The organism is Paenibacillus sp. V4I9, from assembly GCF_030817295.1.
GTDB lineage: Bacteria > Bacillota > Bacilli > Paenibacillales > NBRC-103111 > Paenibacillus_E.
In genome coordinates this window covers 5,793,023-5,810,833 of record NZ_JAUSZE010000001.1, presented here as the reverse complement: position 1 = coordinate 5,810,833, position 17,811 = coordinate 5,793,023, and the positions used below count along the sequence as shown (strand labels likewise).

13 protein-coding genes are annotated in these 17,811 nt (G+C 47.0%); 12 read left to right on the top strand and 1 reads right to left on the bottom strand.

Annotation, left to right across the window (positions count from 1 at the left end):
• Positions 1 to 3 precede the first annotated feature (3 nt).
• The 9 genes from QFZ81_RS26955 (at position 4) to QFZ81_RS26915 (ending at position 13,294) form a co-directional block, all read left to right on the top strand.
• Positions 4 to 1,425, top strand: a complete 1,422-nt coding sequence (locus QFZ81_RS26955; RefSeq protein WP_307605405.1) for an RtcB family protein — start codon at positions 4 to 6, stop codon at positions 1,423 to 1,425.
• Positions 1,422 to 2,732 (top strand): AAA family ATPase, encoded by a 1,311-nt coding sequence (locus tag QFZ81_RS26950; protein ID WP_307605404.1) that lies wholly within the window; start codon positions 1,422 to 1,424, stop codon positions 2,730 to 2,732. Before QFZ81_RS26955 ends, QFZ81_RS26950 begins: the two co-directional genes overlap by 4 nt.
• Before the next feature lie 288 nt (positions 2,733 to 3,020).
• Entirely contained in the window at positions 3,021 to 4,460 is a 1,440-nt protein-coding gene (locus tag QFZ81_RS26945) for an SWIM zinc finger family protein (protein ID WP_307605403.1), read from the top strand.
• Positions 4,461 to 4,484: 24 nt separating this feature from the next.
• Entirely contained in the window at positions 4,485 to 6,302 is a 1,818-nt protein-coding gene (locus QFZ81_RS26940) for a HEAT repeat domain-containing protein (protein ID WP_307605402.1), read from the top strand.
• A complete protein-coding gene (locus QFZ81_RS26935; RefSeq protein ID WP_307607052.1) occupies positions 6,278 to 7,369 on the top strand; it encodes an ATP-binding protein in 1,092 nt (363 codons plus the stop codon). The genes QFZ81_RS26940 and QFZ81_RS26935 overlap by 25 nt, the downstream gene beginning before the upstream one ends.
• Positions 7,327 to 9,699, top strand: a complete 2,373-nt coding sequence (locus QFZ81_RS26930) for a DUF5682 family protein (RefSeq protein ID WP_307605401.1) — start codon at positions 7,327 to 7,329, stop codon at positions 9,697 to 9,699. Before QFZ81_RS26935 ends, QFZ81_RS26930 begins: the two co-directional genes overlap by 43 nt.
• A gap of 3 nt (positions 9,700 to 9,702) precedes the next feature.
• A complete protein-coding gene (locus tag QFZ81_RS26925; RefSeq protein ID WP_307605400.1) occupies positions 9,703 to 10,914 on the top strand; it encodes a VWA domain-containing protein in 1,212 nt (403 codons plus the stop codon).
• A 76-nt stretch (positions 10,915 to 10,990) separates the two neighbouring features.
• Positions 10,991 to 12,241 carry a stalk domain-containing protein gene (locus tag QFZ81_RS26920; protein WP_307605399.1) on the top strand — a complete coding sequence of 417 codons (1,251 nt, stop codon included), beginning with the start codon at positions 10,991 to 10,993 and terminating at the stop codon, positions 12,239 to 12,241.
• A gap of 96 nt (positions 12,242 to 12,337) precedes the next feature.
• Complete coding sequence (locus tag QFZ81_RS26915) at positions 12,338 to 13,294, top strand: 3'-5' exoribonuclease YhaM family protein (RefSeq protein ID WP_307439692.1); 957 nt, start codon at positions 12,338 to 12,340, stop codon at positions 13,292 to 13,294.
• 62 nt (positions 13,295 to 13,356) lie between these two features.
• On the opposite strand, the gene QFZ81_RS26910 is transcribed toward QFZ81_RS26915, so the two are convergent.
• Entirely contained in the window at positions 13,357 to 13,818 is a 462-nt protein-coding gene (locus QFZ81_RS26910) for an Lrp/AsnC family transcriptional regulator (RefSeq protein ID WP_307439694.1), read from the bottom strand.
• 267 nt (positions 13,819 to 14,085) lie between these two features.
• Here QFZ81_RS26910 and QFZ81_RS26905 point away from each other — a divergent pair, with 267 nt between their 5' ends.
• The 3 genes from QFZ81_RS26905 (at position 14,086) to QFZ81_RS26895 (ending at position 17,776) form a co-directional block, all read left to right on the top strand.
• Positions 14,086 to 15,471 (top strand): amidohydrolase family protein, encoded by a 1,386-nt coding sequence (locus tag QFZ81_RS26905; protein WP_307605398.1) that lies wholly within the window; start codon positions 14,086 to 14,088, stop codon positions 15,469 to 15,471.
• 13 nt (positions 15,472 to 15,484) lie between these two features.
• The gene (locus tag QFZ81_RS26900; RefSeq protein ID WP_307605397.1) at positions 15,485 to 16,480 is read left to right on the top strand and encodes an aromatic ring-hydroxylating dioxygenase subunit alpha; all 996 of its coding nucleotides are present in this window, start codon (positions 15,485 to 15,487) and stop codon (positions 16,478 to 16,480) included.
• A gap of 195 nt (positions 16,481 to 16,675) precedes the next feature.
• Positions 16,676 to 17,776 (top strand): ABC transporter substrate-binding protein, encoded by a 1,101-nt coding sequence (locus tag QFZ81_RS26895; RefSeq protein WP_307439700.1) that lies wholly within the window; start codon positions 16,676 to 16,678, stop codon positions 17,774 to 17,776.
• The last annotated feature ends 35 nt before the right edge of the window (positions 17,777 to 17,811 follow it).

Here is a 17,811-nt window from a genome sequence, read left to right as displayed (position 1 = left end):
CGAATGAAAGAAAACTATTTTCAGCAGGTCCAGCTCCCATCGGGAGTCGTCCATGTATACGCAGGACCTGAGTTGTTTAAAGCCTTAGAGTATCAAGTATTTCAGATGGCCAACAACAATTTGCAGATTCCAAATCAAGTGTATATGAGCTATACGCCTGACGTACATGTCGGAGTTGGTACTTGCATAGGCACGACAGCAGTATGGAATTCGCATGACGGCTATGTGTCACCATCTATTGTAGGCAGCGATATTGGCTGTGGAATGCGAGTGCATATGACGAATTTGCACAAGGATGAGCTGAAGGATGTGAAGCTGCGCCGCAAGCTGGTGAAGACGATCGAAAAGTACTTACCCGTGGAAGATCATGCACGTGGACATTTCTCGGACATCCGATTGGAGAACATCGTCACCAAAGGACTGCATGGGCTTCCAAAGAAATATATTCCCGACGGCTATACGCCTCGAAAGGCGACTTCGTTTACACATGTAGAAAGCAGCGAATTTACTTTGGATGAAAATGTATTGAATCGATTTCCGAGCCATGTTTGGCATCGATCACACCGTCAGCTTGGGACGCTCGGGAATGGGAATCATTTTGCAGAGATTCAGTCGATAGAGATTGCGGAAGAGAACCGGGAGGTGGCTGAAGCATGGGGGCTATTTGATGGTCAAGTGGTCATTATGATTCACTCGGGCTCGCGTGCATGGGGTGGCTCTGTGAGTCAATATTGCAGCAGTGACATGTTGAAGGTGATGCGGATGAACGGATTAGGAACGGCCGATCCTAAGTTGTTATTTGCACCTTTAGATCATCCGGCAGCCCAGACTTATGTAAATCTGATGTATTCGGCCCTCAATTATGCTGTTGTAAATCGCCATCTCATTGCTTATGCCATTCGAGAGGCTGGTAAAGATGTGTTTGGGTCGAAGTTTGAAATGACCACCTTGTATGATCTCATGCATAACTATGCTTGGGAGGAGAATCATGAAGGGCAGTCCTATTTTGTTCATCGCAAAGGGGCGACGAGGTCGCTTCCGGCAGGCCATCCAAGCAATCCGCAGCCTTATCTAAACACAGGTCACCCTGCGCTGATTCCGGGTTCAATGGGGACATCTTCCTACATTATGGTAGGAGCTCCGGGTGGCAAAGCCAACTTTCACTCCATCTGTCATGGAGCAGGACGAATTCGCTCGCGTAGTGCGACGAAAAGATTGATAACGCTGAATGAATTTGCCTCTTCCATGCGAGTAGGTACAGATGAGGAAATTGTCGTTAACCAAAGGTCGTTAGAGTCGATTCTAGATGAATCGCCTCAAGCTTACAAGGATGTTGATCAAATTATTGAAAGTGTTGTCGGAGCGGGGTTGGCTGAAGTTGTAGCCAAGTGTAAGCCTATGGCGGCAGTAAAAGGTGCCAAATGAATAATGCGCAAAGTATAAGAATTAATGAAGAATCAGCGGCTGTATCAGCTCCGTTTAGGTCTGAAGGTGGCTCGCTTACAGCGTATAGGGACTATGCCTATGTATTAGAACGTATTCAATATGTGCTGGGAGATAAATATGGTCACCAATTCGAACCCTATTTGAGTGATGATGGAAAAGAAGAGTATTGGGAGCTGCTTGAACAGGATGTGAAGACAGGGGCTAGTGATGTGCAGTTCGTCACTAAGATCTTAGACCATATGGAGTCACGTGCATTCGGAATAGATGCGGAAAATGAAGCATCGGCTTATCGGACGTTTCCTACACTGCGCAATAACGTTTTCGCTTACCCGTCCTGGGGAATCGCGTTAGCTAGAGTACCTATCTTTCGCATGAATGGCGTCGGAGAAGAGGATTTTGTTTTTGCTGTGGATGATGCGAGTCTGCTGCGTTTTTTGGAGCACGCTCGGCAGCGTCGAAGAGACTTGGATCGGCGACAAGTGACTGTTTTCACGGATGGACCTCATGGAATGGAAAAGGAACTGGCTCCTATTACACGCATGGTCGACCGTACGGAGGTCATCATGAAAGACGAAGTGAAGACAGATATTTATCGCTCTATCGATCAGTTTTTTGCTGAGGATCGTGCCTTTTTCAAAGAGTATGAGCTTCCTTACAAAAGAGGCATCCTGCTTTATGGGAAGCCTGGTAATGGAAAAACAACGCTTGTTAAATCGATTGCCGGCAGCGTAAAAGCTCCTGTTGCTTATTGGCAAATAACGGAGAACACCGGTAGCGAATCTATTCAAGAGGTGTTTCAAGCTGCGGCTAAAATGGCGCCAATGATTCTTGTAATTGAAGATATCGACGCTATGCCTCAGCGGGCAAGGTCGTACTTTTTAAACATTTTGGATGGTGCGACTTCCAAAGAAGGCATTTTTCTCATTGGGACAACGAATTATCCGGAGCAAATTGATCCGGCACTTATGAACCGGGCAGGGAGATTCGACCGTGCTTATGAAATCAAACTTCCTGACCTAGAGCTGAGACAAATCTATTTGGAGCAAAAGGGGATAGGGAAGCTTCTGAGCGAAGAGATGATTCGCGTAACGGCGAAGCAAACAGAAGGGTTTACTTTTGCCCAGTTAAATGAATTGTATGTATCGGCTGCGCTTCAGTGGCATTATGAGCAATGCGTGAATATCGAGAAGTTGGTGAAATCGATGAAGTCGGATCTGCATAAAGGGCAGACAATGTCATGGATGAAAGAGGATGCGGATGTGAGGGTTGGGTTTTTGGTTAGTTGAGGAAATTAGTGACTACGACGAAGCGTCGCGATATACAGGTAAATTTCCTAGGAAATTGCAACGACAACAAAGGATTTTTTTGGATTGAATGAATTCAATATGTGAGGATTTCCTCTTTGGCTTGAGCCTCCTAGTCGTGTAGGTGGTAATAATAGTCACAGGGGATTTCCTCTTTTTTGTTTTTCTTGTTCTTCGTTCTATTTGAGGAGGAAATTCCATACCCATGAAAAAGGAAAATTAGGAACTGTGTGGAAACTGTTTGTATAACCAAGTTGTGAGGGGTACAAGATGAATTATTTAACGGAATCGTATGTAGATAGTTTGGCGCTTAACAGCAGTGCGATCAAGAATGGCAAGGATTTGGTGAAGAAAAATAGTTTTCCGCTGCTCTGTCAGTCGGAGGATGGTTCGATCATTTTTGGGGAGTGTAAAGGTAGCGGAAAGGACCCGTATCGATGTTCGGTCGATGTGGCGAAAGAGGGGAATCCCGTATTCCGCTGTTCATGCCCGAGCCGTCAGTTTCCGTGCAAACACAATCTGGGTTTGATGTATGCCTATACGTCAGGCAAGACATTCATCACTGCACCCGTTCCACAAGATATTGTGGACAAAAGGGAGAAGGCGGAGAAGCGGGAGGAAAAGAAGAAAGAACCTGTCGACCCGGATGCTCCAGTTGTTAAGCGCAAGACGAACAAGTCAGCGTTAATGAAGAAAATAGCTGCACAGCTGGAAGGGATCAGTATTGCTGAGAAGCTTATCCTGCAGCTAGTACAGTCAGGGCTAGGAGGCTTGGACAAAAAGGCGTTGCAAACCGCTGAAGAGCAGGCAAAACAGCTCGGCAACTATTATATCCTGGGGATCCAAACGGCTCTTCGTGATTTGACGCTGCAGTTTCGCGCGGAGGAAGATCGAGAGACCGTGTATACAAACGTGATCGAGCAGCTTACCACGCTGCAAGCATTGATCAAGAAAAGTAAGGAGTACCTCAACAGCAGATTGGAAAATCCAGATCATCCTATGGATACGGAATCAACGTTGGAAGAATGGATTGGGCATGCCTGGCAAATCGCAGAACTGAGGGAGTATGGTCGCGTTCGCAGCGAGTCCTCGGAATTGCTGCAGTTGTCGTTCCGATCCTATACGGATCAGGCGAGGGGCGAGTTCATAGATGAAGGATACTGGTCGGACCTACAAAACGGACAGCTCCACATCACAAGAACGTATCGGCCATTCCGTGCAGCGAAATACATACGAGAAGAAGATTCTGTATTTCAAGTCGTTGAAGCGAAAGAACTTGCGCAATACCCCGGGGAGCTTAACACGAGAGTGCGTTGGGAGGAAGCGACGTTCCGCGAAGCTGACTCACTGGATTTTCAGAAAATCCGTGCGTCAGCTCACAAGTCATTCCCAGAAGTCATTAAACAAGTGAAGAATCAGATTAAAAATCCACTTTCGGACAAGCGCCCTGTCGTACTGCTGCAATTTGCTGAGATCAAGAAGACGGAAACTGCCTATATATTGTTAGATGAACAGGGCAAGCAGATTCCTCTTGCGGACATTCCATATCTCAGCGAGCCTACGACTCATTTGCTGTCTATGCTAAATAAGACGTTCTTACAGAATCAGGCGATTATGGTTATGTTCGAACACAATTGGAAGCATAACAGGCTTGAGGCTCAGCCTTTAAGCATCGTAACGACAAATGAAGTCGTTCGCTTGCTTTATTGAAGAATAGAATTAGGAGACGAACCCATGAGTATAGATCTATTGTTTGAGCTGCAGCATGAGGTGCGGCGTTTGTTTATAGCGGGGAGCGGGATGGCGGCGGGCGATTTACGTTTGCAGAAAATGCTTCCCCAATTGCAGAAGTTAGGCGAGTCGGCTCCGGTGTTTAACCGAATGGCTCAGGCGGTTAGCCAAGTTCTGGACACGGATACGAGTGGTTCAGCGAGCAGACTTCTAGAGTTAGGCATGCTGTTAAATTCCGTGCTGTACACGCAAGGGAAAACGGAGACGAAAGAGGACCTCGTACCTATGGAAGGAACGGAAGCGAAGCTTTCGACGTCAATTCCTTACCGCAAGCTGAATCCACTCATTGAGGCATTGACGCAAAAAGGTCAGGGCCGAATGGAGCAGGTTCGTCAAGGGTACGACGATGGGTTGTTTCATGATTTCCGGGTCATACCTGCCGCTGTTTCTGCGTTAGACGATAGTTATGTAGAAATACCCGATTTTCTTCATCGAAAGGTGTTGCCCACACTCGGAATGGAGGCACTCCCCGCGCTTCAGCAGCAATTCCGGCTGGGTGGAGGGAAAGGTGACGCCCGCAGATTGGAACTTATCCATGAGTTGCTTTCGCTATCTGCCTTAGACATCCTTTTGCAAGCTGCCAAACAGGGTTCAACGGAAGTCCGCTCCACGGCGATTGAGCTTCTGGGGGATTACCCTGATCAAGAGGATTTTATTTTGGAGCAAGCTGATGATAAGAAAAAAGAGGTACGCAGAGCGGCCTTATTCGCCTTATCTCGGCTTGGGACGGAGCAAGCGATCGCTCGCCTTTACAAGGCACTGGGTTCGAAGGATCAGGATCTTGCCATAGAACCAATTCAATTATGCAAGGCCAACGATTTGACTCTCAGCGTCATCGGGCATGCGGAAAGTGTGTTGGAGCGAATCGTTCAACGTACAAAGGTGGAAGATTCCGCACAACAGTTGTTGGCGGACATCCGCAGCTTACAAGGCAAAAGAGTACCGGAAGTCGTAGATTTCCTAGAAAAATTGCTGTCTACGACTAGTTTTATTGTTCCGGAAACGGAAGCCGTACAGGAGGTAGCAGCTGATCTTCTATTGCAATTAGATCTGCCTGAGGCAGACAGTTTTGCTGTTACTTTGCATGAGGCGTACAATCGCAAATTTATTGCTTACAGCTTTAGAGCGGCTATCAAGATTCTTCCTCCAGAGGACGTCTACGAACGCTTTTGCCATGACCTTAAGGATAAAAAGCAGCCTGCGGCTAAGGATTTATTGCGAGTATTGTATGAAGTGACACCGACGCTGCTTTATCAAGTAGATGAGCCAGGAGTGGCTGCTTCATCATCCGATTTTACAACATGGGATCCACGGTGGGTGCATCTTTTTGTGAAATTGGACGAGGAAGAGCTCGTGTGTAGATTTGCTCAAGTCCCGGACCCGAAAGTCACGGCGTATCTGGTCAAAAAATGCGAAGAGCTGCCTAATTTTAACCGAAATAAAACAGCTAATATGTTGTTGATCCTCTTCAGCCAACACTATCAGGATGCGCCAAAGCTGCTCATGGATATATTGGAAAAAGGCGGAGCCAAGCAGTTCTATTATTTGGATCGAGTCCAACTTACATTGCTTTCTTTACTGCCAAGGCCTTATGCAGAGAGGCTGCAGCTATTCGTAGAAGGGCTATCCTATCAGGGTATGAAAAATCAATTGCTAGAAATCGCGGAAACGATAGCTGCGAAGCCGGAGCAAACCGAACCGTCAGATAACGAAGAGAAGGGACAGGGATTATGGGGATGGATCAAAAGCAAGATGTCGTAAGGTTACCCTCTGAACGTTTATACATCGAAGAATTGGAAGCTTTGAAGAAATTGGATCAGGATGCGAAGCCAGCCGGGTGGCAGCTTTCTCCGAAGGCGGTACTGACGTTTCTGATTGGTGGAAATGTAAAAGGGGTCGCGATTACGCCAAAATATATTGGCAATAAACGGCTGGTAGAAATGGCGATAGCCACGCTGCTGACTGACCGTGCTCTCATGCTGATCGGGGAGCCGGGAACGGCTAAATCCTGGCTTTCGGAAAATCTGACAGCAGCCATCCATGGGGATTCTGGCAAAGTCATTCAAGGAACGGCAGGCACGAGCGAGGAGCATATCCGTTATTCTTGGAATTATGCCATGCTGCTAGCGCAAGGACCTTCCGATCAAGCGATTATCAAAAGCCCGATTTTCCGCGCAATGGAAACAGGCGGGATCGCCAGATTCGAAGAGATCTCGCGCTGTGCGTCCGAAGTACAGGACGCTTTGATCTCCATCTTGTCGGAGAAGACGATCTCGATTCCGGAACTGGGCAGAGAAGTGTTCGCTGCAAGGGGATTTTCTATCATCGCAACGGCCAACACGCGCGACCGTGGAGTGAACGAGATGTCAGCCGCCTTGAAACGGCGATTTAACATCATCGTGCTTCCATCCCCTTCGGATATTGATACAGAAGTGGAGATTGTTCGCAAACGTGTCAGAGAGATTTCGACGAGCTATGAATTGAGAGCGTCACTCCCAGAGGAGGAGGCGGTGCGCAAGGTTGTGACGATTTTCCGCGAGCTGCGCAGCGGGATGACACTCGACGGCAAAGAGAAGGTGAAAGGGCCGAGTGGTGTGATTTCGACGGCTGAAGCGATTTCGCTTCTAACGGGCAGCATGGCGCTTGCAGGAAGCTTTGGCAGCGGACAGATTAGTGAAGAAGATATTGCCGCCGGGCTGCAGGGAGCTATTGTGAAAGATGAAGAGAAAGACCGCCTCGTATGGAAGGAATATCTAGAAAATGTGATGAAAAAGCGGGGATCGACATGGAGAAATCTGTACTTCGCGTGCTCGGAGATGAACAACTAGATCGCAGTCAGGGGTTTCATGTTTTTGGTATAAGACATTTATCTCCTGCTGGCGCTTTCCGCCTGCTGGCTTTCTTAGATGAAGTGAAGCCTACGGCAGTGCTCGTTGAAGGACCAAGCGACGCAAGCGGGTTTATTGCTGAACTAACCTCGCATGGCGTTGTTCCGCCGATTGCCATTTTGGCGTATACGGATCAATTGCCAGTAAGGACCCTGTTGTACCCATATGCTGATTATTCGCCGGAATATCAGGCCTTTCAATGGGCAAGCCGCAACGATGCGCAGGCTGAATTTATCGATCTACCTTCCGAACAAGCCTTGGCTCTCTACGAGCAAAGGAAACGGAGGTCATCCTCTGCTGAGGAAGAGAGCAATCAGACGGAGGACGACGCTTTTCGGGCGTATGTCCACGAACAGAGGACACTGTATCAACAGCTTGCTGAGCTGTCGGAAGAACCGGACTACGAGGCTTATTGGGAGCGCCATTTTGAACATAATATGCAAAAAGACGCCTACCGCCATGGCATTTATCAATTTTCGGCTCAAATGCGTGATCTGACTGCGGGGCAGGAGTGGCAATTTGCGCCACAGGAAGCGGCTTACAATGAAATTCGGGAAGCTTACATGCGGCGCAAAATTCAGGATACTATTGAAGCTGGGCACGCTCCTGAGAAAATTGTAGTCGTAACCGGCGCGCATCATGCCTCCGTATTAGACTTCCGCTTTCCAGTGATGACGGATGAAGAGATGAAAGGGCTGCCCAAGTCGACAACTAAGCTTACGTTGATGCCTTATTCTTACTACAAGCTGTCTTCGCACTCAGGCTATGGGGCGGGGAACCAGGCACCCGCTTATTATGAATTGTTCTGGCAGTGCCTCCAAAAAGGTGATCTGAGCAGGCTACCTTCCTTGTATTTCTCACAGGTAGCCGCGTATCTCAGAGAACATGGCACTTATAGATCCACAGCTTCGCTCATCGAAGGTGTGAGACTGGCAGAGGCTCTTGCTGCTTTGCACGATGGTAGTCATCCTACGTGGAAAGACCTTCGGGACGCTGCAACCGTATGTCTCGGTCATGGGGAGCTTTCGATAATTGCGGAAGCTTTGGCAAGGACAGACGTGGGCACGGCCATCGGCAGATTGCCAGAAGGAGTCAGCCAGACGCCAATTCAAGATGATTTGAACAGAGAGCTCAAGCGGCTCAAGCTGGAGAAATTCAAAACTACGGTTGCTACAACCTTGGAGTTGGATTTACGTGAAAACCGCAGGGTGAAGTTGGAGGAAGCTGCTTTTCTGGATTTGAAGCGGTCTGTTCTCCTGCATCGGCTGGAATTGCTGGGCATTAGCTTTGCCAAGAAGCAAAGAGTGAATCAAGACTCCGCATCGTGGGCGGAGAACTGGGTGCTGCAGTGGACGCCGGAAGCTGAGATTCAAGCGGTGGAGTCGACCTTGAAGGGGGAGACGATTGAGCTGGCCGCGGCTTTCGTGCTGAAGGAGCGGCTCGATGTTTGCGGCGATATCGCGGAAGCTTCGCGCATCATTCGCATCGCCTGCGACTGCACGTTGACGCAGCTGATGGAGCAGGCCAAATCCACGCTGCAAGGGCTTGCGGTGGATGCAGGCAATTTCGAGCAGGTCGCAGGGGCGGCCTACGAGCTGTCGGTGTTGATCCGTTATGGATCGATTCGCCGAATCGAAACGGATAACTTAGTTCCGCTGCTTCAGCAGTTATTCCTGCGCGGAACGCTGCTTCTCGTAGATAGCGCGGGCTGCAATGATGACGCTGCTCAGGGCATGGTTCGAGCAATTCAGTCGCTGCATACAATTGCTCAAGACCATTTTGAAGTGGTAGACGATGGTTTATGGTTGAATAAACTGCAAGAGCTAGCATCGCGTGATGACCGAAATGCAAAGCTGTCGGGCTTCGCTTTTGCTATTTTGCTTGAGCGCAATGAAATACCGGATGAGCGCGTTGCGACGGAAGTTTCACGTCGCCTGTCACCGGGGATTCCCGTTGATCTGGGAGCGGGATGGTTCGAAGGCATGTCGATGCGCAACCGATACGCGCTGCTGTCTAGGCAAACGTTGTGGCAGCAGCTCGATGTCTATATCGGATCGCTGGAAAAAGAGGCCTTCCAACGTTCACTTGTGTTTCTGCGCCGAGCTTTCGGTTCATTCGAACCGAGGGAGAAGGCATCGGTGGCCGAGATGATGGGCGATATTTGGGGCGTTGGCGCCGATAACGCCGGAACTGCTTTGCAACACCCGTTAAGCGAGGAAGAGAAGGAGAAGCTGGATGAGCTCAACGATTTTGATTTTGGGGATTTGTAGCCTATGACCATGATAGATCAAGAACAATTAAAGCGTTGGCGGTTAATTCTGGGTGCTGCTTCTGAAGAGAAGCTGCAGTCTTTTGGGGCTGGAGACGGAATGCTCGACGAGGAGTCGAGACTCATAGATGAGGCGCTTGCCGCGATCTATGATGAGACATCCGGAGGCAATATGGATGACGGATCGAACTTGGGCGGCCCCCGCAAAGCGGGGCTTGGCCCTTCGTCCCCGAAGCTTGCCAAGTGGCTGGGCGATATCCGAACCTTTTTCCCGCCGGACGTGGTCTCCGTCATTCAGTCCGATGCCATTGAGCGCAAAGGCTTGAAGCAGCTGCTCTTCGAGCCGGAGCTTCTTTCCCAAGTGAAGCCGGACATCCAAATGGTAGCCACGTTAATGGCGCTCAAAGGGAAAATACCGGAGAAAACGAAAGAAACAGCAAGGCAATTAGTGAAAGCAGTTGTAGATGAAATCGTGAAGCGGCTTTCGCAGGATCTGCGCCGAGCTGTTACTGGTGCCTTGAATCGCAGGCAGCATTCGCCGCTGCCTTCGTCCACGGGATTGGACTGGAACACAACCATCCGCAAAAATCTAAAGCACTACGACAAGGAGCGCGGTCTCCTGCTGCCCGAAAAAGTCTACTTCTTTGATCGAGCGCGTCGGAGCAAAGAGTGGACGGTCATCCTGGATATTGACCAAAGCGGTTCGATGGCGGGTTCTGTCATTTACGCCTCCATTATTGGTTCGATTTTCGCCAGTATGCCGGCTCTGGACACGCGAGTGGTTGCTTTTGACACCGAGGTGGTTGATTTAAGTGAGCAGTGTGCTGAGGATCCCGTTGATATGCTGTTTGGGATTCAGCTTGGCGGGGGAACGGATATTAACAAATCCATCGCTTATTGCGAGCCTTTTATCACGGAGCCGAAGAAAACACTGTTTATCTTGGTCTCAGATTTGTATGAAGGCGGCAATCGCACAGAGATGATTCAACGGCTTGTCGACATGCATCAGGCTGGCGTGAAGACGATCTGCTTACTCGCTTTATCTGACCAGGGCGTGCCTTCTTATGACGATGCTGTTGCTAAAAAACTGGCTCAATACGGTATCCCTTGTTTCGGATGTTCTCCCGAGAAGGTTCCGGAATTGATGGAAGGTGCATTAAAAGGGCATGATCTTACGGTGCTTGCGGAGAGGGTAAAGCATGGTAAGGGGATGTAGCTTATAATGTTAGCTGCTGAACAGCCCTAAGCGTAAATTCAATGAGCAGTATTTTTGTGAGAAAGGGAGTGTGCTCTTGAAAGGTAGGATTCCCGGATTGTTGTGTTTTGTTTGTTTACTGGGTCTGTTTGTCGGCTTTATGACGCCAACGGCATATGCTTGTTCCCGCGGGCCGACAACGTTGGAGGAAGATTTTCTGGAAGCGAGTGCGATCTTTACGGCAAAAGTCACGAGCGTGGATGCTGTGTATCCGTCGCAGAAAGCGGCAGTGGTGGAACCAGATAAAGTATTCAAGGGGCAGTCTCCGGCCTTTGTAGTGACCAATGATGATTCGGACCAATGCGGTGCCAGTATCGAAGTTGGGGAAACCTATCTATTTTACTCCCACCGATGGGATTTACCTTACGTTAGTGTTTTCGATACGCATCTTCTTGGTACGGAAAGAGCAGAAAAGCTGACTCAGTGGCTCTCAGATAGGACTGAGAAACAACAACCTAAGCCTCCGCGCACGGAGACTATTCTTGCCCATAGACAGGGAGAGATCCGGGTATTTTTTGAACGGCATGATAGAGGGTACTCGAAAAAGTCGTTCATAACGAGCAACTCCATTTATGTTCCTCTTTCCTTTTTCAACGATACACTTTGGCATTCGGCGGACTGGAATGAGGAAAGGAATGAAATTGTTATTGATGCAACGAACCGTTTAGAATTCGAAGAGCTAGATCCCGACGACCTCCTTGCTCCCCATAGAGGGGCGCCTAAAGAAATTAGCGCAGCGTACAATGATATTAAAATCAAAGTCAAAAGTGAAACCCTACTGGAACATCCGGAAGCGTTTGTTTCGGGCGATGAAATCTTTGTTCCTTTACGCGCGATCGCGGAAAAGTTTGGTTATGAAGTCGAATGGATAGACAGTTCTTCTTCTGTCATTCTCCACCTCGCCCTTGAACAGCAGAGCGGGCCCAAAACTTTAGGAATGAGATATACCAACAATATCGGGTTGGAAGGCAATCTTGAGATAGAGCGTTTAACAGCGAATGAGATTACGTATCGGGCTTATCACGGACATCTTCAGAAAGGTATTGATGTTAAGCCAGAAACGGTTCCTTTTGCGGAAATGTTAAAAGAAGAGCTTGGATATCGGAAATATGGTGTACAATTTTATTTAAAAATGGATAAACAGGACATACGGCTGTTAGTGTCTTATGAACTCCTACGCAAAATCGAAAGTGACGCTTCATTTCGTGAAAAAGTTGGGGCGAAACTAGGAGAGCCGGTGAGTGAGATACCTCGCAACAGGATACTGACAATAAGAGACTTTGAGTGAAAATATCAATACTTTCTCAAATTTCTATCATTTTCTATTAATTAATTCTATCCTATTCGTAGTATAATGTTCCTAATGACATATGGAGGAACTAAAATGACGTTAATTAAGCAATTGCAAGCACCAGAAGAGTTTGTAGGCTACTACCTCATTAAAGAATTAGAAGTTAAACAAACGAATACCACGCCTGCCAAAGATTTCATGGACATTGTGTTATGCGATGCTAGTGGGCAGATCTCTGCAAAGCTATGGGATGTTAGCGCGACTGATAAAGAAACGTTTTTCCCGATGACGTTGGTCAAAGTTCAAGGCTTAGTTCAAAACTATCGTGATAAATTACAGGTGAAAATCGGTAGATTGCGCAAGGCGCTGCCAGAGGATGGCGTACATATTACGGAGTTCATCCGTTCAGCACCGATTAGTCCAATCGATCTTATTCATACGATAAATCAAGTTTTGGAAAGTATTACGAATCCGGCCATCAAGTCGATTGTTTCGTTCTGTGTGACCAAAGTTGAAGAGAAGCTAAACCATTACCCCGCTGCCAAAACGCATCATCATGCCTACTTCGCCGGCCTTGCTTATCATATTGTACGGATGCTGGAGATTGGTGAATTTATTTGTAAACAGCGGCCGTTTCTCAATCCAGATTTAATTAAAGCGGGCATCATTTTGCACGATATTGCCAAACCGGAAGAAATGATCGCACAGTTAGGGATCGTTTCTGATTACAGTGTGCAAGGAAAGCTGCTCGGACACATCTCGATGGCGTCGAACTGGATTACGGAAGCTGCCTTGCATCATGGGATTGATCTCCAGTCGGATGTTGTTATTGGTCTGCAGCATATTGTGCTGTCCCACCACAACTTGCCAGAATGGGGGAGTCCGGTACTGCCCCAAATTCCTGAAGCTGTTGCTTTACATTACATTGATTCGATGGATGCGAAGCTGCAGATGGTTGAGGATACTCTGATGACAACGCCAGAGACAGAAGCATGGACGCCGATGATCCGCGGACTAGAAAATAAGGCGATGTATCGTTTGAACTTATAATCTATATCAAAATAACGAAAACTGCGTGAGCACAGATGCTCACGCAGTTTTTTTGTCATTTCTCACAGTTCCAATCCAGTTCCTTGTTTAAACCGTTTAATGACGACCTGCGTATTAACGCGTACGACGCCTTTCAATTTGTAGATATTTTGGTAGAGGAAGTCTTCGAGCGCAGCATCGTCTTTGAGCAAGGCATGCATGTGCAGGGAGCTGCTCCCCGTCATTTGATAAATACTAATAACGTTGGAGTCAGCAGAGAGTAGGTTGCCTACTTCCTCAGCAAACCGCGGCTCCACTTCGACTTCGAAAAAAGCGCTGATAACTTTACCTAATTTCGTCGCGTTCAACCGAATTGTAAAGTTTTCGATGACTTCCTTTTCGATGAGGTTTTCGACTCGTTTTTGAATCGCAACACGTGAGAGATTGAGTATTTCCCCGATTTTTGCATAGGATATCCGGCCATTCTCATGTAGTAACTTGATGATTTCTTGATCTACTTGATCGAGGTGAGGAAGCTCCAACATAGGTAAGACTCCTTTGTCGTAAAATATATACAGTTGTTAATATTATCATAGTATTCTCATGAAAAGAACAAATTTTACGTTCGAAATCGAACTATGTTAATCAAAATAATTAAAATTATGATAAAAACGTAACTATATCTAGTGTTTCCGTTTACAAATGGAGTTGACGATAAAAAGGTTCATTCATATAATAATGTTAATTAACATAACACATAAATAAATATAAACAAATTTATGTTAGATTATATAACATTTGAGGGGGGTAAAATGTCAAACAAATTAATTTACAACGGTACGGTGTTGACCATGAATGCCACCAATCAGATTTTCAAACCAGGCTATGTGTATATGGAGCACGATGTGATCCGTGAAGTGGGGGAATGGAAATCAGACGGGAGCTTGGACCATTTAATCTTACAATCATCCTATACGTACAATGCTTCGGGTAAAGTCGTCATTCCCGGGATTATTAATGGCCACACCCATTTGTTTCAAACATTCATGAGAGGGGTATCGGATCACTCGCCGCTCACACAGTGGCTGAAGGAAATTATTTGGCCGATGAGTCTCGCGATGGAGCCTGAAGATTTTTATTTAGCTGCTTTAATTGGGTGTATCGAAAATTTAAAATCGGGCGCGACATATATGATGGATCACCATTATATCCACACGTTTCCAGAGAATGATGCAAGTGTACTGCAAGCGATGGTGGATTCAGGGATTCGCGGACATTTGGCGAGAGGCGGCTCGGATTTGGCAGGAGAAGTCCGATTAAGGGAGACCGAGGAACAGATCTTTGACAGTACAGATCGATTGCTCGATGAATGGGATGGCGCTGCTTCCGGCCGGATTCGAATTGCATTGGGGCCGCTTAATTTATATGGATGCTCTCGAGGGTATCTAGAACGGGCGGCTGTCTTTAGCCGGGATCGCAAGCTGATTTCTCACGTACATGTCGCCGAAACGAGTGAACAGATCGACACGACGATGGCCCGCTATGGCCTGCGCAATTTGGAGTTGCTGAATGAAGTTGGACTGCTAGGTGAGCATACTCAGGTTGTTCATGGTGTGTGGCTTGATGATGGAGAACTAGAAATGATTCGTGCAAAGCAAGCTTCCGTCATCCATTGTCCAGTATCCAATATGTACTTAGCTTCTGGTGTTGCCAGAGTACCTGAAATGCTGCGTATGGGCATTAATGTCGCCCTAGGTACGGATGGTCCTGGCAGCAATAATTGCCAAGACAACTTAGAAGTGCTGAAGTTCACGGCATGCTTGCATAAGGTAAATGAGCTGGATGCTACTTTATTACCGCCGATGGATGTGCTGCGTATGGCAACAGTGAATGGTTCAAAGGCTGTCGGAAGGAGTGCTGATTTGGGCAGCCTTGAGCCAGGAAAGAAGGCAGATCTAGTGACTGTAGATATGATGAAAGCCCATATTAGTCCCGTGCATCGTGCTTCTTCAGCGCTGGTTTATAACGCGAACGGCAATGATGTCGATCTCGTTATTGTTGGCGGTCAGGTTGTTGTTGAGAAGGGGATAAGCACATGGATCGATGAGCAAGAAATTCTACAAAGAGCCCAAGTAAGGGTTGATGCTCTGCGCAGTAAGCTGGCTGGACAATATCCTGTTTTTGCAAATATAGAGTAGGAGGATGATTTCAATGGCTTTACAACGTCTACATGATCCTGTACTTGAAAATGATTGGCATGCTGTATACCTCGCTTCTGAGCTGAAAGACCAACCTGTGGGTGTCATCATTTTGGGCGAAAGAGTAGCGATTTACCGCTCTAGCAAAGGGATTCATGCCCTGCAAGATCTATGCGTTCACCGTGGAGCCATGCTTTCCAAAGGATGGGTTCAAGATGATGTCCTTGTCTGTCCATACCATGGCTGGCAGTATGATTCATCTGGACAATGTGTCTGTATTCCAGCACAGCCTAAGGGGGAGAAGATTCCTCTCAGAGCTAAAGCGCAAACCTATGCCTGTGAAGAGAAATACGGTTTTATCTGGGTATGTATAGGTGAACCCGTGGCGCCTTTGCCTCATTTCGAAGAGTTTGCTAATCCAGAATTTCGTCCATTACCATGTGGCCCATACAAAGTTACAGCAGCTGGAACGAGAGTGATTGAGAATTTTACAGACTTTGCGCATTTGATGTTCGTCCATCAGAATCTGCTCGGACACCCCGACTATGCGGAGCTGCCCGACTTTCAGGTTATCAAGGAGAAGGAACGCATTTATATCGATAATATCCCGATCTTTCAACCGGTTGCCCATTCCGGCTCGGATAAGAGTGAAGGTACGACTTATGTCTATATGAAAGAAGTTTATCGGCCTTTATCCGCTCGATTGTCCAAAGCAGATCCGAGCAATGGCCAAACCTTGTGGATTATGTTGACGGTATTGCCTGTTGCTGCAGAAGAATGCGTTGTATTTATGATGGTATCGCGGAATTATGCCTATGACGTAGATGATGCGAATTTTATTCGCTTCCAGGATATCGTGTTTGAACAAGATGCGAGGGTAATAGAGACTCAGAAGCCGGAGCTGTTGCCACTGGATCTGCAGGTCGAACTCAACCATAAGGTGGATCGTTTCTCCATTGCGTATCGTCGTTGGTTGAAAGAATTAGGCGTGGTGGTTGGTACAATATAAGAGAACGTTCGTCTTTCATGCAATATTAGTGTGTTTTTCTAAAATAATTCTTGGAAAAGTAATAAAAAGACGTACTTTTATTGTGTGAAAATACAAAACGTTAGTCTATTCGTTGACTTGAACAGGCCATCAACTCTATATTTGACTAAAGATTGACTTTTGTAGAGAAAACCAAATATGGAGGGGAAGTTTAATATGAAACCATTTAATCTTACTAATCCGCTTGCAGCGAAACGCCCAGTTGTTTTGTCCATTAGCTTAGTTATGATCTCAAGTATGCTCGCCGCATGCGGTAACGCGGGCTCCTCGGTTTCAACGTCAGCGCCATCTTCAGCACCATCGGCTGCAACGACGGCTTCCACTGCTCCAGCAGCTTCACCGGCTTCGACTACAGCTACCAAAGCAGTCTTACCTGCAACTGTTGTTTTAAACTGGTTCGCCGAACCCGAACATGGTGGGAACTTTGCGGCCTTGGCCAAAGGATTCTATAAAGATGCAGGATTTGATATGACGCTCATGCCGGGTGGTCCACAGGTTTCTTCTACACAAATCGTCGCTTCAGGCAAAGCGCAATTCGGTATGGCGAATGGTGATGATATCCTGGTAGCCAGACAAGAGGGTATTCCGATTGTAGCCATTGCAACCTCCATGCAAAAGAGTCCGCAAGCTGTGTTTTATCATAAAGAAGATACTGCGATTAAAGATTTTGGTGATTTAAACGGACATAAGGTATATGTGGCTTCAACGGCCAGCTTCTGGCAATTTATTAAGAAGAAATACAAATTAGACAGTGCCCAAGAAATGAAATACACAGGTCAATTAGTTAACTTTGTCAGCGATCCAAAAGCTCTTACGCAAGGGTATGTAACTTCTGAACCGTTCACGCTCACTCAGCAAAAGGTAGAGCATGGCACGCTCTTGGTTGCCGATTCCGGTTATAACATTTACGCTGGCGTATACTTCACTACGGAGAAAATGATTGCTGAACATCCAGACCAAGTGAAGGCTTTCGTCGAAGCCACGGTTAAAGGCTGGGATTATTACAAGGATCATTCCGAGGAGATCAATCCTTCCATTCAAGTGAAGAATCCAGATATGGGCTTAGATATGATGAAATTTAGCGCTGCTAAAGAGATGGACTTTGTATTCGGCGGAGATGCAGCAACCAAAGGTACGGGCATTATGACGAAAGAACGTTGGTCAGAAGTTCAAAAGCAGCTTGTAGATGTAGGTGTTCTCAAAACAGCAGAGAACATCGACAAAGTGTTCACAACGCAATTTTTACCTAAGAAGTAAGGGGTAAAATAAGAAATAATCAGGGGGTGGCGGCA

Excerpts from the sequence above, each read along its gene's own strand:
- QFZ81_RS26930 (WP_307605401.1), top strand. The coding sequence starts at position 7,327 with ATGGAGAAATCTGTACTTCGCGTGCTCGGAGATGAACAACTAGATCGC.
- QFZ81_RS26895 (WP_307439700.1), top strand. The coding sequence starts at position 16,676 with ATGAAACCATTTAATCTTACTAATCCGCTTGCAGCGAAACGCCCAGTT.
- QFZ81_RS26955 (WP_307605405.1), top strand. The coding sequence starts at position 4 with ATGAAAGAAAACTATTTTCAGCAGGTCCAGCTCCCATCGGGAGTCGTC.
- QFZ81_RS26935 (WP_307607052.1), top strand. The coding sequence starts at position 6,278 with ATGGATCAAAAGCAAGATGTCGTAAGGTTACCCTCTGAACGTTTATAC.
- QFZ81_RS26900 (WP_307605397.1), top strand. The coding sequence starts at position 15,485 with ATGGCTTTACAACGTCTACATGATCCTGTACTTGAAAATGATTGGCAT.
- QFZ81_RS26925 (WP_307605400.1), top strand. The coding sequence starts at position 9,703 with ATGACCATGATAGATCAAGAACAATTAAAGCGTTGGCGGTTAATTCTG.
- QFZ81_RS26905 (WP_307605398.1), top strand. The coding sequence starts at position 14,086 with ATGTCAAACAAATTAATTTACAACGGTACGGTGTTGACCATGAATGCC.
- QFZ81_RS26910 (WP_307439694.1), bottom strand. The coding sequence starts at position 13,818 with ATGTTGGAGCTTCCTCACCTCGATCAAGTAGATCAAGAAATCATCAAG.
- QFZ81_RS26915 (WP_307439692.1), top strand. The coding sequence starts at position 12,338 with ATGACGTTAATTAAGCAATTGCAAGCACCAGAAGAGTTTGTAGGCTAC.
- QFZ81_RS26950 (WP_307605404.1), top strand. The coding sequence starts at position 1,422 with ATGAATAATGCGCAAAGTATAAGAATTAATGAAGAATCAGCGGCTGTA.
- QFZ81_RS26945 (WP_307605403.1), top strand. The coding sequence starts at position 3,021 with ATGAATTATTTAACGGAATCGTATGTAGATAGTTTGGCGCTTAACAGC.
- QFZ81_RS26940 (WP_307605402.1), top strand. The coding sequence starts at position 4,485 with ATGAGTATAGATCTATTGTTTGAGCTGCAGCATGAGGTGCGGCGTTTG.